The following is an 11775-nucleotide window of genomic DNA, read 5'->3' on the forward strand; positions in this document are numbered from 1 at the left end:
TCTATGACGAGGCGCGCGCCGCGGCGGGCACGTTCGAGGTGGTGTTCGCGCGTCCCGACGGCCTGCTGACCGAGGGCAGCTTCACCAACCTCTATGTCCGCCGGGGGGAGGTGCTGGTGACGCCGCCGCTGGCGCTCGGCCTGTTGCCCGGCGTGCATCGCGCTGGGCTGATCGCGCGCGGCGAAGCGATCGAGGGCGAACTGGTCGCCGCCGATCTGGCGGAGGGATTCTTCCTGGGCAACGACCTGCGCGGGATGATTTCCGCGCGCCTGCTCTGAGCAAAACGCGCACGGAAATTGCGCGGGGGCAGCTTGCGGTTGAACCTTCCGGAAAGCGCGCGCTATAGGCGCGGCGCCTTCCCTGTCCTTCAGCGAAAGACCGTTCCATGAGCCTCCTCTCGGCCGCGCTCGGCCGCATCAGCCCGTCACCCACGCTCGCCATGACCAGCCGCGTGCTGGACCTGAAGGGGCAGGGGATCGAGGTGATCGGGCTGGCGGCGGGCGAGCCCGATTTCGATACGCCCGACTTCGTCAAGGACGCGGCGATCGAGGCGATCCGTGGCGGCAAGACCAAATATACCAATGTCGACGGCACCGCCGACCTGAAGGCAGCGATCGCGGGCAAGTTCAAGCGCGACAACGGCCTCGACTATGCGGCCAACCAGATCAGCGTGAACGTGGGCGGCAAGCACACCCTGTTCAACGCGCTGGTCGCGACGGTCGAGGCGGGCGACGAGGTGATCGTGCCGGCGCCTTATTGGGTGTCCTATCCCGACATCGTCCAATATTGCGGCGGCACGCCGGTGATCGTCGCGGCGGGCGCGGACCAGGGCTACAAGATCACGCCCGCGCAGCTCGACGCCGCGATCTCGCCTAAGACCAAGGGTCTGATCCTCTATTCGCCTTCCAACCCGACCGGCGCCGCCTATAGCGCCGACGAGCTCAAGGCGCTGGGCGAGGTGCTGCTGCGCCATCCGCACGTATGGGTGATGGCGGACGATATGTACGAGCATATTGTCTATGGCGACTTCACCTTCGCGACGATCGCGCAGGTCTGCCCCGAGCTTTACGCGCGCACGCTGACGGTCAACGGCTGTTCGAAGGCCTATGCGATGACCGGCTGGCGGATCGGCTTCGCCGGCGGACCGGTCGAGCTGATCAAGGCGATGGCCAAGCTGCAGTCGCAATCGACGAGCAACCCCTGTTCGATCGCGCAGGCGGCGGCGACCGCCGCGCTGACCGGTGACCAGAGCTTCCTGGCCGAGCGCAACGCGGCGTTCCAGCGCCGCCGCGACCTGGTGGTCGGCATGCTCAACGCGATCGAGGGCGTGCATTGCCCAACGCCCGAGGGCGCGTTCTACGTCTATCCCGACGTGTCCGGCCTGATCGGCAAGACCACGCCGGGCGGCAAGGCGATCGATTCGGACGCGGCGCTGATCGACTATTTCCTCGACGACGTGCGCGTCGCGGCGGTGCATGGCGCGGCCTTCGGCCTCTCGCCCGCCTTCCGCATCAGCTATGCCACGTCGGAAAGCGCGCTGACCGAGGCGTGCACCCGCATCCAGCAGGCCTGCGCCGCGCTGCGATAGGCCACCATCGTGAACCGGCGGGCCCGCGTCGATCCGGACGCGGCCCCGCCGGGCGACGGCGCGGTCAGCTCAGCGTGTGGTCGAGCGTGATCTCGGCCTTGAGCAGCTTGGAGATCGGGCAGTTCGCCTTGGCGCCGGCGGCGATCTCGGCGAAGCGATCGGGATCGATGCCGGGCACCGAGGCCGACAAAGTGAGCGCCGAGCGGGTGACGGTGAAGCCTTCGCCTTCCTGTTCCAGCGTGACGGCCGCCTTGGTTTCGAGCGTACCGTCCTCATAGCCCGCCTTGGCGAGCGCGAAGGCGAGCGCCATCGTGAAGCAGCCGGCATGCGCGGCGGCGATCAGCTCCTCGGGATTGGTGCCCTTCTCGTCGCCGAAGCGCGTGCCGAACCCGTAGGCGACCTGTTCCATCGCGCCCGATCCGGTCGAAATGCGCCCCTTGCCGGCCTTGCCCAGCCCTTCGTAACGCGCGGTGGCGGTGCGTATCGTCATGCGTCCAAACTCCTCGTCGTTGATCGGGGCAAAATTCTTGCCGGAAAGCGCGACAACCCGCCAAGCTGATGCCGCGATCCCTCCATCTCATCACGGAAATGCGGCCAGTCGTGCAGTTCTTGCCATCCAGCTTGCAAATTTTAAAACTATGACTTTCCTTGAGAATCCGAGTCGTTAGGTACGTATTCGCAACGAATCGGCAGAATTTGTGTTATCGCCACGTTAGAGACACCTTCGAAAAGGGGCGTTCGAACATGCAATGGAAGAAGGTAGCCTCGGCGCCCGCAATGGCGGCGATCGCGCTGGTTGCCGGATTCGGTGGTGGCGTCGTGACCAGTGAGCTGCGGGCGCGCGGGCTCGTCCCCGCGAGCTTCCCGACGGTTTCGTTCCGCGACCCGCTCGCGATCATGGGCGCGCGCTCGCCAGGGCTGCGCGAAGCCGGGCTGCTGACGCAGACCAAGCCGTCGCAGCGCGTCCTCCCCACGCTGGCCGCCGCGGACGCGCCGCCCGCCGCCGCCAATCCGCTGGCGCCCAGCGAACGCGTGCTGAGCGGGGAGCGGATGCGCCCGCCGGGGACCGCGCTGCCCGACGGATTCGCGCCGGTCCAGTTTGCGGGCCTTGGCCCGCTCAACACCGGGCCGATCAGCATTCCGGGCGTGACCGATCCCGGATCGACTCTGTTCCCGCCTTTCGGGTCCGGCCCGTTCATCTACGCGCCGGGGCCGATCAATAATGGCGGGGAGCCCAATCCCCCGCCCGCCGCGGTGCCCGAGCCGGCGACGTGGCTGTCGATGCTGGCAGGCTTCCTGCTGGTCGGCTTCGCCGTGCGGCGTCGCAGGGCAAATGCCGCGGGCAAGACATCGCCGGTGCGCATTTCGGACCGGTGACGGCCCGCTTCTGGAAGACCGCCTTGCCGCTGCTGGCGGCGTTGGCGGCGATCGGGCTGATCGTCTGGCTCGTGCCGCCGCGAAGATCGCCGGCCCCCGTGGCGCCGCCGCCGGTCGTCCAGGAATCCGGACCCAGGATCCTTTACCCCGCCGATCACACGCCGAGCATCGCGCTGCCCGACGGCCGGCGCGAGCCGGTGCGCAGCCTGCTCAATGTCGCGCGGCCTCTTTATTATGGCGACTATGCCTGGAACGAGGATGGCGTCGGGCCGAGCGGGCCGACATGGGTGCGGATCGACCTCGCGCGGCAGACCATCTCCGTATTTCGCGACGGGCATGAGATCGGCACCGCGATCGTCTTGTACGGCACCGATGGCAAGCCGACCCCGACCGGCGTCTTCCCGATCCTGAGCAAGGCCGAACGGCACCGGTCGACGCTCTACGACGCCGACATGCCGTTCATGCTGCGCCTGACGGGCGACGGCGTCGCGGTGCATGCCAGCGATGTCCAGCGCGGCCGCGCGACGCATGGCTGCATCGGGATCCCTCCGGCCTTCGCCAAGCTGCTCTATGCACAGGTGAAGCGCGGCGATCTGGTCGTGATCGACGCCGGCTCACCGCCGGCAAAAATGGTTACCTGACGGATAACCACGCCCGTAAGTCGTTCCTGATACCCCACCGCCGTAGCTCGTCCCCATCACTTTCGGGGAACGAGCCATGTCGATCATGGGACTGCGGGGCCGGCTGGCCCGCCTCTCGATCATGGCAGTGGTGCCGATGCTGGTCGGTGCCACGAGCCTGACGAACAATCTGGAACAGCGCGTGCTGGCCGCGCACAATCGCGAGCGCGACGTCACGGGCGTGCCGCCGCTGCGCTGGAACCTCGCGCTGGAGGCGTCGGCGCGCGAATGGGCCGATCATCTGGCCGCCACAGGCCGCTTCGAACATGCGCCCGAACGGCCGCGCGATCCGCAGGGCGAGAATCTGTGGGCCGGGACGCCGGGCTATTATTCGGCCGAGGCGATGGTCGATGCCTGGGTGCGCGAGAAACGCTACTTCAAGCCCGGAAATTTCCCGGCGAACAGCGTCACGGGCAAGGTCGGCGATGTCGGCCATTATACGCAGCTCGTGTGGCGGCGGACCACGCAGGTCGGGTGCGCGATGGCGCGCGGCGCGCGCGAGGACGTGCTGGTGTGCCGGTATAACGAGCCCGGCAACTATATCGGCGAACGCCCCTTCTGACGCGGGGGCGGCCGCCGGGCGCACGTCAGGCCTGCTGCACCTTCGCGGCGTAGATCCGGACGCCGAAGACCGGGCCGGTGCGCGCGAGCCGCGCGGCCGGCTGGAAGCGGACCGTCACTTCCGCCTTGCCGCGCGTCAGCGTTTCGGGAATCGGATAGTCGACGTCGAAGAATTCGCCCGGCCTCTCCCCATCGAGCTTCTGCGCGCCGATCTTCTGCCCGTCGACGAAGATGTGGAAGTCGCGGTTGCGTTCCTCCCCCCAATAGGTCGCCTGCAGGACCAGCGAACCGGGGCGCACCTTCATCCGGAACTGGAAATAGCCGTCGTCGCGCGCGTCGCGGCCGTGCCGCCCGCGATAGACCGTGGTGTAGGAGTTGGCGGATTCGAGGCGATGGTCGCGCTCGGGCTGCATCTCGCCCAAATGCATGACGTCGACCGAGCGCGCCTGGAGATCGGCGAGGCGCGCCTGCTCGGCGGCGTAGACCTGCTGCTCGACCGCCCATTGCGGTTCGGTGAAGCGGCGGAAATAGACCGCCGTGCGACGGTGCGTCTGCTGGTAGAAGGGCGCGAAATCGAGATCGGCGGGACGGCCGATGCCCTGCGTGCGGAAGGTCTTGGACGCCAGTGCGACGGGCGTGAAAGCGGCGAGAAGGTCCGACGAGACCAGAGCGGGCGCGACCCCTTCGAACGGCCGGTCGGCCGGCCCCATGTCGGCGGCGAGCACCACCGGGCCGTGGAGCAGCGCGATCGTCTGCGGATCGTCGGGCGTCGGTTCGGCCCAGAGCGTCATCGGCAGCGTCAGCGTGACACGGTCGCCCGCCTTCCATCGCCGCCGAACCACGGCATAACCGTCGCTGACCAGCGTCGGCACGGGCGTACCGTTGACCGCGACCATCGCGTTCGTGGTCCAGCCCGGGATGCGCAGCGCCAGCGCGAAACGCGGCGCCTTTGCGATCCGGTCGATGCGGATCTCGACCGTCTCCTCGAACGGGAAACGCGTTTCGAGCGCGATTTCGGCGCCGCGTTCGGCCCAGGTCAGCGTCGAAGGGATGTAGAGGTTGGCGACGAGCATGTCGCCGCCGGTCCACCAGATGCTTTCGCCATGCTTCGAATGCGTTTCGATCCCGGTGCCGACGCAGCACCAGAAATCGTCGGTCGGGGTCGACCAGTCGCGGTGCGAACCTGAGGCGAGCGGCACCATGTAGGCGAACATGCCCGTCGCCGGATCCTGATGCGCGAGCATGTGGTTGATGTGCGCGCGCTCATAATAGTCGAACAGGCGCGCATCGGGCCGCCACGCATAGAGATGCCGCGTGAGCTTGAGCATGTTGTGGGTGTTGCAGCTCTCGCACGTCTGCTCGGTGATGTGTTTCGACACGGTGCGGGGCGCGGGGAAATATTCGCGGTCGGCATTGCCGCCGATCACGTAGCTGTAATCGTTGACGACGGTATCCCAGAAGAACCGCGCCGCGACCGCATCGGCGGGATCGCCGGTCAGCTCGTGCAGGCGGGCGAGGCCGATGATCTTCGGAATCTGCGTGTTGGCGTGGATCCATGGCAGCGAACTTTCACGCCGTGCGAGCGGATCGAGTACCTTGCGGTGGCGGATGCGCCGCGCCAGCCGCAACCAGCGCGCATCGCCGGTGCGCGCATAGAGTTCGGCGAAGCTTTCATTGATGCCGCCATGCTCGCAATCGAGCACTTTCTGCACCTGATCGTCGGTCAGTGCGGCGAAGACATGGTCGATATAGGCACCGAGCGCGATCGCGATGCCGAGCGCCTTATCGTTACCTGCCAGCGTTTGCGCGTCGAACAGGCCGGCATACAATTTGTGCCACGTATAGAAGGGCACCCAGCAGCCGTTGAGATCGAACCCGGCGGAGCGGATGTCGCCAGACATGATCTCCGGGAAGATCCGCTTGCCGTCCTCGTAAACCTCGCCGCGCCGGCGGGTGAAGCCCGCGACATAGCCGTCGGGCGAGGCGGCCTGGCAGGCGGCAAGCTCGTCCACGATATAATCGACGCGGCGGCGGCATTCGACATCGCCCGTCTGCGCATGCATCAGCGCCAGCGCGCTGAGATAATGGCCGAGCGTGTGGCCGGCGATCGTGTCCGATTCCCAGCCGCCATAGATCGCGCCCTTGGGTTCGAGCCCGGCATGCTTACGGAAATTATGGAGCAGGCGGTCGGGTTCGAGCGCGATCAGGTAGCGGCGGTTCGCTTCGATCGCGTCGAGGAAAGGGGAGGGGCGCAGCCGGACCGCCGACAGCGGGAATGGCCGGAGCGTGGAGGGCAGCGGCGTCGCGACCGCGCCGCCGCGAGCCAGCAGCTCGGCCGACGATAGCGCGGCCGCCGCCACCGAACCGAGCAGCAGGTGCCGCCGCGTGACCGATGATGCGAACGACATACCCACCCCTATCCGCCCAAAAACCACCAGTTCGGATATAGTATACGGGCCGTGGCGAACGGCAAGCATGTCGGGGTCAGATGGGAGCACCCAACCGCATTGTCGCGCGCAGGCAGGCGGTCATCGCGGCGGCGGCGTCGTCGGACAATTCGATGAAAACCCGGCGGCCGTCGCGCGGATCGGCCGTGCGTACGAACAGGCCCTCGTCGGTCATACGCTTGATCCAGCGCAGCGCCGTGGTGGGCGGAACCGACGCGGCGATGCACAGGCTGGAGACGGCGACCATGCGCTGTTCGATCCGCGCGAGGATCAGATCGAGCAGCATGTCCCACGCCGGATCGGCGAACATATCGGCCGGGAAGAATTGATCGCGCAGCCGGCGCGCGCGCAGGATGGCGCGCACCGAGGTGGCCGATGGCGCCTCCGCCGCCTCCGCGACGGCAGGAAGGGTAAAGCTGCGCGAAGAGGATTCGGCGGCGGACAGTTGGGCGAGCACGCGCGCGATACGGCCGACCTCCTCGCTCAGATGGCGAAGCGTCGTCCCCTCTCCTTGTTCGCGCAGCGTCTCTGTGCGCGGCGCGGCCAGCGCAGCCGACAACTCTGCCGCAATCTCCATGTCCGACGCCTGGCACAGCAGCGCCACGTCGGACGACGCCAGATGCGCCACCGCCGGATCGATCAGCGCAGGCGCGACATGGACGACGCTGCGGAAGCTGCCGCGCGCGTCGCCCGCTTCGACGAGGTCGAACAGGCGATCGAGCGCGGGGCCGCTATCCTCCCCCAGATCGATCAGGAGGGCGTCGGCCAGCGCGCCTTGTGCCAACTCCGTTTCCGGATCCGACAGCATGCGCGCACGCGCGCCGACCGCCTCGGCCAGGCGGCGGCATCTTTCCGCCCCCTGCGCGCTGTCAGCGAGGCACTCGACAAGCGGGCGCGTGCCATATTCGACCTGCGGGCGGGAGAAGAGCATGTCCTCCATTTTCATAGTGATAGCCCGGTCGAATCGAAATGATAGCCTCTCGCGTCGATCGGAAACGGCACGATTCAAGAGAGGGGCCTGCGCAATCATGTCCATTTTGGGCAAGAATTGCCTCGCGGAACGCTCATCGGTCGGCGGCCGTTGAGCGGGAAAGCAGGAGGAGCGTTCACATGGGTGATTATGCCGCGCGGAACGAGGACGGGGTGCACGGGATCGCGGAGGACGATCCGGCCGCGATCGCGCTGCTGAAACGCGACCATCATCGCTTCCGCGCGCTGTTCGATGCGGCCGAGGCGGCATCGGGCGAGGAGCGCGCCGCGATCGCGGGCGAGCTGTGCATGCGGCTGGGCGTGCACATGGCGATCGAGGAGGAGTTGCTCTACCCCGCGCTCAAGCCCGTGATCGGGGCCGACGAGATCAACGAGGGGATCGTCGAACATGCCTCCGGCAAGATCCTGATGGCGGAGATCGAAAACCTGAGCGGCGCGGAGGAATTGTACGGGGCGAAGGTCCATGTCCTCGGCGAGGAAACGATCCACCACATCGACGAAGAGGACGAGGAGCTGTTCGAGGACGCCAAGGCCGCGCACCGCGAGGGGCGGGTCGACCTCGATACGCTCGGCGAAAAGATGGCGGCGCGGCAGGCCGAACTCTATGCCAATATCGAAGCGACCGGCGACGAAGGCGAGACGCACGAGGCGGTCGCGGAGGAAATCCCGAACGCCTGAACGGCGGCGCTAGGACATTCGGGCGGCGATGTCCTTCCCAGGGGCCGAAGCGAAACGGCGGTGGGCCGGCGGTCGCGTTATCCGCGCCCCCGGCCCACCGTCGATCAGCTGCTCAGCGGCATTTGACCTCGCCCCGATCGATCTCGCGGCCGAGCAGCGCGCCGCCGCCCGCGCCGAGCAGCGTGCCGAGCGTGCCACCGCCGAGCACATTGGCGAGCACGCCGCCGCCGACGCCGCCGATCACCAAGCCGGTCGTGCCGTCGCGCCGCTTGCAATAAGCGCGACCGTCGCGGCCCTTGTAGATCCGGTCGTTGCGGCCCATCCGCCGCTCGCGATAGCGACCCTCGCGATAATTTTGCGACGGATCCCAGTTCCGATCCTCGCCATGCCAGCGATAATCGCGCGAATCGCGATCGTGGTGGCGTTGCGCTTCGACGGGCGCGATCGCGACGGGAACGGTCAGCATGGCCACGGCCATGGCGGCAACAAGCTTCTTCACCTGCTTACTCCTTGATGGACGGCAGGATGAACAACCCAAGCGGCGATCGGGTTCAGCCGGGCGCCGGAACGCGACGGCCCGGTGACAAACTGACGGCTCAGTCGCGCAGCGCCTTGACGATGTCCTCCACCATCTTCTTGGCGTCCGCCAGCAGCATCATTGTCTGGTCCATGTAGAAGACGTCGTTGTCGACGCCGGCATAGCCGACGCCGCCCATGCTGCGCTTCACGAACAGCACGGTCTTCGCCTTCTCCACGTCGAGCACGGGCATGCCGTAGATGGGCGAGGATTTGTCGGTCTTCGCCGCCGGGTTGGTGACGTCGTTGGCGCCGATCACGAACGCCACGTCGGACTGGGCGAATTCGCCGTTGATGTCCTCCAGCTCGAACACCTCGTCATAAGGCACGTTGGCCTCGGCCAGCAGCACGTTCATGTGGCCCGGCATGCGCCCGGCGACGGGGTGGATGGCATATTTCACCACCACGCCTTCGGCCTTGAGCAGGTCCGCCATCTCGCGCAGCGCGTGCTGCGCCTGCGCGACCGCCATGCCGTAGCCGGGGACGATGATGACCTGGTTGGCCTGGCTCATCAGGAAGGCGGCATCCTCGGCCGAGCCGCGCTTCCACGGACGGTCGACGGCGGCGGCACCCGCCGGCCCCGCGCTGTCGCCGCCGAAACCCCCCGCGATCACGCTGAGGAAGCTGCGGTTCATCGCGCGGCACATGATGTAGGACAGGATCGCGCCCGAACTGCCGACCAGCGCGCCGGTGATGATCATCGCGCTGTTGTGGAGCGTGAAGCCCATCGCGGCGGCGGCCCAGCCCGAATAGCTGTTGAGCATCGACACCACGACCGGCATGTCCGCGCCGCCGATCGGCACGATGAGCAGGACGCCGATCGCGAAGGACAGCGCCACGACGAGCCAGAAGTCGAGCGGATGCTGCCCGATCCCGAAGCCCAGCGCGAACCAGACGATCAGCAACGCGACGCCGAGATTGATGACGTGGCGCATCGGCAGCAGGATCGGCGCGCCGCCCATCCGGCCGCTGAGCTTCAGGAAGGCGATGACGCTGCCCGAGAAGGTGATCGCGCCGATCGCCACGCCCAGGATCATCTCGATCCGGCTGACGGCGTGGATCGAGACGATCGACGGCCCGTAGATCGGGGTGATGCGCGTCGCGATGCCGAACGCTTCCGGATTGAGGAAGGCGGCGATCGCGACCAGCACGGCGGCGAGGCCGACGAGGCTGTGGAAGGCGGCGACGAGCTGCGGCATCGCGGTCATCGCGATGCGCCTTGCGATGACCAGGCCGATCACCGCGCCGATCGCGATCGCGGCGACGATTTCGAGCATGGCGACATAATCGGGGACGAAAGCGAACCTTTCGGCCGAGATGATGCCGTCAGGCCCCGCCGCGATCCCGACCTCCGAATAGAGCCGGCCGGGAATGTGCGTGGCAAGCGTGGTGACCACCGCGATCGCCATGCCCGCCATGCCGAGGCGGTTGCCCCGCCGGCTCGATGTCGGGCTCGACAATCCGCGCAGCGCGAGGATGAAACAGACGCCCGCGACGAGGTAAGCGAGCATCGCCCAGGGGTTTGCGGTGAGGCCTTCGTGCATTCTCATCCCCTTCGCCGCCCCAACCCGACGACATAGTCAGGGCGAGAGCCATGGGCCCCTGCCTGCGCAGGGGCGACGGTCAGTGTTTCGGCGGCGCGGCCGGCCGGTCCTTCTTCCTGTACATGGCGAGCATCCGTTCGGTGACGGCGAAGCCGCCGAAGATGTTGATGCTGGCGAGCACCACGCCCAGCAGGCCGAGCCACTTCGCGCCCGCCGATCCGGCCGCCGCGCTGGCGATCAGCGCGCCGACGATGATGACCGAGGAGATGGCGTTGGTCACGGCCATCAGCGGCGTGTGCAATGCGGGCGTGACCGACCACACGACATAATAGCCGACGAAACAGGCCAGTACGAAGATCGACAGGATCGAAAGAAAGTCCATGATGTCGTCCCTTCAGCCAAGCAGCCGTTCGTGCACGACCTTGCCGCCCTGAGTCAGGCGGACGGCATTGCCGATCTCGTCGTCGATCTGCGGCAGGCCGCCGTCCTTGTCCCAGAAGGCGGACAGGAAGTTGAACAGGTTGCGCGCGAACAGGGCCGAGGCGTCGGCGGCGAGGCGGCTGGGCACGTTGCGGTGGCCGACGATGCGGACGCCGTGGCGTTCGACCACCTCACCCGCGACCGCGCCCTCGACATTGCCGCCGGCCTCGACCGCGAGATCGACGATCACGCTGCCGGGGCGCATCGTCGCGAGCTGCGCGTCCGAGATGAGGCGCGGCGCGGGGCGGCCGGGGATGAGCGCTGTCGTGATGACGATATCCTGCTTGGCGAGGTGCGACGAGACGAGCTCGGCCTGCGCGGCCTTGTATTCGTCGGACATCTCGGTCGCGTAGCCGCCCGATCCCTCGCCCTCGATGCCCTTCACCGCCTCGACGAAGATCGGCTTGGCGCCGAGCGACAGGATCTGCTCCTTCGTGGCGGAGCGGACGTCGGTTGCGGAGACCTGCGCGCCCAGCCGGCGCGCGGTGGCGATCGCCTGAAGCCCCGCCACGCCCACGCCCATCACGAAGACGCGCGCGGCCGAAACGGTGCCGGCGGCGGTCATCATCATCGGGAAGGCGCGGCCATATTCGGCCGCCGCGTCGAGCACCGCCTTGTAGCCGGCCAGGTTCGACTGCGATGAGAGGATGTCCATCGACTGCGCGCGCGTGATGCGCGGCATGAACTCCATCGCCAGCGCCTCGAACCCCGCCGCCGCATAGGCATCGATCCGGGCGCGATCGCCGAACGGATTGAGCCCGGCGACGATCCACGCGCCCGCCGCCTGCCCGCCAAGCGAGGCGGGGTCCGGCCCCTGCACGCCGAGGATGATGTCGGCCCCCGCCAGCGTGGCC

At 67.6% G+C, this 11775-nt stretch carries 13 protein-coding genes; 6 read left to right on the plus strand and 7 right to left on the minus strand.

Going from position 1 to position 11775, the window contains the following annotated elements; translation table 11 throughout:
* Together ACOJSF_RS07525 and ACOJSF_RS07530 are read left to right on the plus strand one after the other, a co-directional pair.
* Positions 1 to 278: aminotransferase class IV (locus ACOJSF_RS07525; RefSeq protein WP_420141596.1), on the plus strand; the 278-nt coding region annotated here is incomplete at its 5' end.
* 107 nt (positions 279 to 385) lie between these two features.
* Positions 386 to 1588: a pyridoxal phosphate-dependent aminotransferase gene (locus ACOJSF_RS07530; RefSeq protein WP_420141597.1), complete on the plus strand. Its 1203-nt coding sequence runs from the start codon at positions 386 to 388 to the stop codon at positions 1586 to 1588.
* Positions 1589 to 1652: 64 nt separating this feature from the next.
* Here ACOJSF_RS07530 and ACOJSF_RS07535 read toward each other — a convergent pair whose 3' ends face one another.
* Complete coding sequence (locus ACOJSF_RS07535) at positions 1653 to 2078, minus strand: OsmC family protein (protein WP_420141598.1); 426 nt, start codon at positions 2076 to 2078, stop codon at positions 1653 to 1655.
* A 287-nt stretch (positions 2079 to 2365) separates the two neighbouring features.
* Here ACOJSF_RS07535 and ACOJSF_RS07540 point away from each other — a divergent pair, with 287 nt between their 5' ends.
* The 3 genes from ACOJSF_RS07540 (at position 2366) to ACOJSF_RS07550 (ending at position 4207) form a co-directional block, all read left to right on the plus strand.
* Positions 2366 to 2965 (plus strand): PEPxxWA-CTERM sorting domain-containing protein, encoded by a 600-nt coding sequence (locus tag ACOJSF_RS07540; RefSeq protein WP_420141599.1) that lies wholly within the window; start codon positions 2366 to 2368, stop codon positions 2963 to 2965.
* The gene (locus ACOJSF_RS07545) at positions 2962 to 3606 is read left to right on the plus strand and encodes a L,D-transpeptidase family protein (RefSeq protein ID WP_420141600.1); all 645 of its coding nucleotides are present in this window, start codon (positions 2962 to 2964) and stop codon (positions 3604 to 3606) included. Before ACOJSF_RS07540 ends, ACOJSF_RS07545 begins: the two co-directional genes overlap by 4 nt.
* Before the next feature lie 76 nt (positions 3607 to 3682).
* Complete coding sequence (locus ACOJSF_RS07550) at positions 3683 to 4207, plus strand: CAP domain-containing protein (RefSeq protein WP_420141601.1); 525 nt, start codon at positions 3683 to 3685, stop codon at positions 4205 to 4207.
* A gap of 25 nt (positions 4208 to 4232) precedes the next feature.
* Here the strand turns inward: ACOJSF_RS07550 and ACOJSF_RS07555 are convergent, their stop codons facing one another.
* Together ACOJSF_RS07555 and ACOJSF_RS07560 are read right to left on the minus strand one after the other, a co-directional pair.
* Positions 4233 to 6614: a beta-L-arabinofuranosidase domain-containing protein gene (locus ACOJSF_RS07555; RefSeq protein ID WP_420141602.1), complete on the minus strand. Its 2382-nt coding sequence runs from the start codon at positions 6612 to 6614 to the stop codon at positions 4233 to 4235.
* A 76-nt stretch (positions 6615 to 6690) separates the two neighbouring features.
* Positions 6691 to 7593, minus strand: coding sequence for a winged helix DNA-binding protein (locus tag ACOJSF_RS07560; RefSeq protein WP_420141603.1), 903 nt, complete (start codon positions 7591 to 7593; stop codon positions 6691 to 6693).
* Positions 7594 to 7763: 170 nt separating this feature from the next.
* On the opposite strand from ACOJSF_RS07560, the gene ACOJSF_RS07565 reads away from it, so the two are divergent.
* A complete protein-coding gene (locus ACOJSF_RS07565; RefSeq protein WP_420141604.1) occupies positions 7764 to 8321 on the plus strand; it encodes a hemerythrin domain-containing protein in 558 nt (185 codons plus the stop codon).
* Between the two features lie 112 nt (positions 8322 to 8433).
* On the opposite strand, the gene ACOJSF_RS07570 is transcribed toward ACOJSF_RS07565, so the two are convergent.
* The 4 genes from ACOJSF_RS07570 to ACOJSF_RS07585 form a co-directional block, all read right to left on the minus strand.
* Complete coding sequence (locus ACOJSF_RS07570; protein ID WP_420141605.1) at positions 8434 to 8820, minus strand: hypothetical protein; 387 nt, start codon at positions 8818 to 8820, stop codon at positions 8434 to 8436.
* 97 nt (positions 8821 to 8917) lie between these two features.
* Positions 8918 to 10441: an NAD(P)(+) transhydrogenase (Re/Si-specific) subunit beta gene (locus tag ACOJSF_RS07575; protein WP_420141606.1), complete on the minus strand. Its 1524-nt coding sequence runs from the start codon at positions 10439 to 10441 to the stop codon at positions 8918 to 8920.
* 79 nt (positions 10442 to 10520) lie between these two features.
* Positions 10521 to 10823, minus strand: coding sequence for an NAD(P) transhydrogenase subunit alpha (locus ACOJSF_RS07580; protein WP_420141607.1), 303 nt, complete (start codon positions 10821 to 10823; stop codon positions 10521 to 10523).
* A 12-nt stretch (positions 10824 to 10835) separates the two neighbouring features.
* Positions 10836 to 11775 (minus strand): NAD(P) transhydrogenase subunit alpha (locus ACOJSF_RS07585; RefSeq protein ID WP_420141608.1); only part of this gene is annotated, 940 nt, incomplete at its 5' end.

The organism is Sphingomonas sp., assembly GCF_048594985.1.
GTDB lineage: Bacteria > Pseudomonadota > Alphaproteobacteria > Sphingomonadales > Sphingomonadaceae > Sphingomonas_I.

Bases quoted from the DNA above. Each gene is read 5' to 3' on its own strand.
- ACOJSF_RS07530 (WP_420141597.1), top strand. From the start codon at position 386: ATGAGCCTCCTCTCGGCCGCGCTCGGCCGCATCAGCCCGTCACCCACG.
- ACOJSF_RS07535 (WP_420141598.1), bottom strand. From the start codon at position 2,078: ATGACGATACGCACCGCCACCGCGCGTTACGAAGGGCTGGGCAAGGCC.
- ACOJSF_RS07540 (WP_420141599.1), top strand. From the start codon at position 2,366: ATGGCGGCGATCGCGCTGGTTGCCGGATTCGGTGGTGGCGTCGTGACC.
- ACOJSF_RS07550 (WP_420141601.1), top strand. From the start codon at position 3,683: ATGTCGATCATGGGACTGCGGGGCCGGCTGGCCCGCCTCTCGATCATG.
- ACOJSF_RS07555 (WP_420141602.1), bottom strand. From the start codon at position 6,614: ATGTCGTTCGCATCATCGGTCACGCGGCGGCACCTGCTGCTCGGTTCG.
- ACOJSF_RS07560 (WP_420141603.1), bottom strand. From the start codon at position 7,593: ATGGAGGACATGCTCTTCTCCCGCCCGCAGGTCGAATATGGCACGCGC.
- ACOJSF_RS07565 (WP_420141604.1), top strand. From the start codon at position 7,764: ATGGGTGATTATGCCGCGCGGAACGAGGACGGGGTGCACGGGATCGCG.
- ACOJSF_RS07575 (WP_420141606.1), bottom strand. From the start codon at position 10,441: ATGCACGAAGGCCTCACCGCAAACCCCTGGGCGATGCTCGCTTACCTC.
- ACOJSF_RS07580 (WP_420141607.1), bottom strand. From the start codon at position 10,823: ATGGACTTTCTTTCGATCCTGTCGATCTTCGTACTGGCCTGTTTCGTC.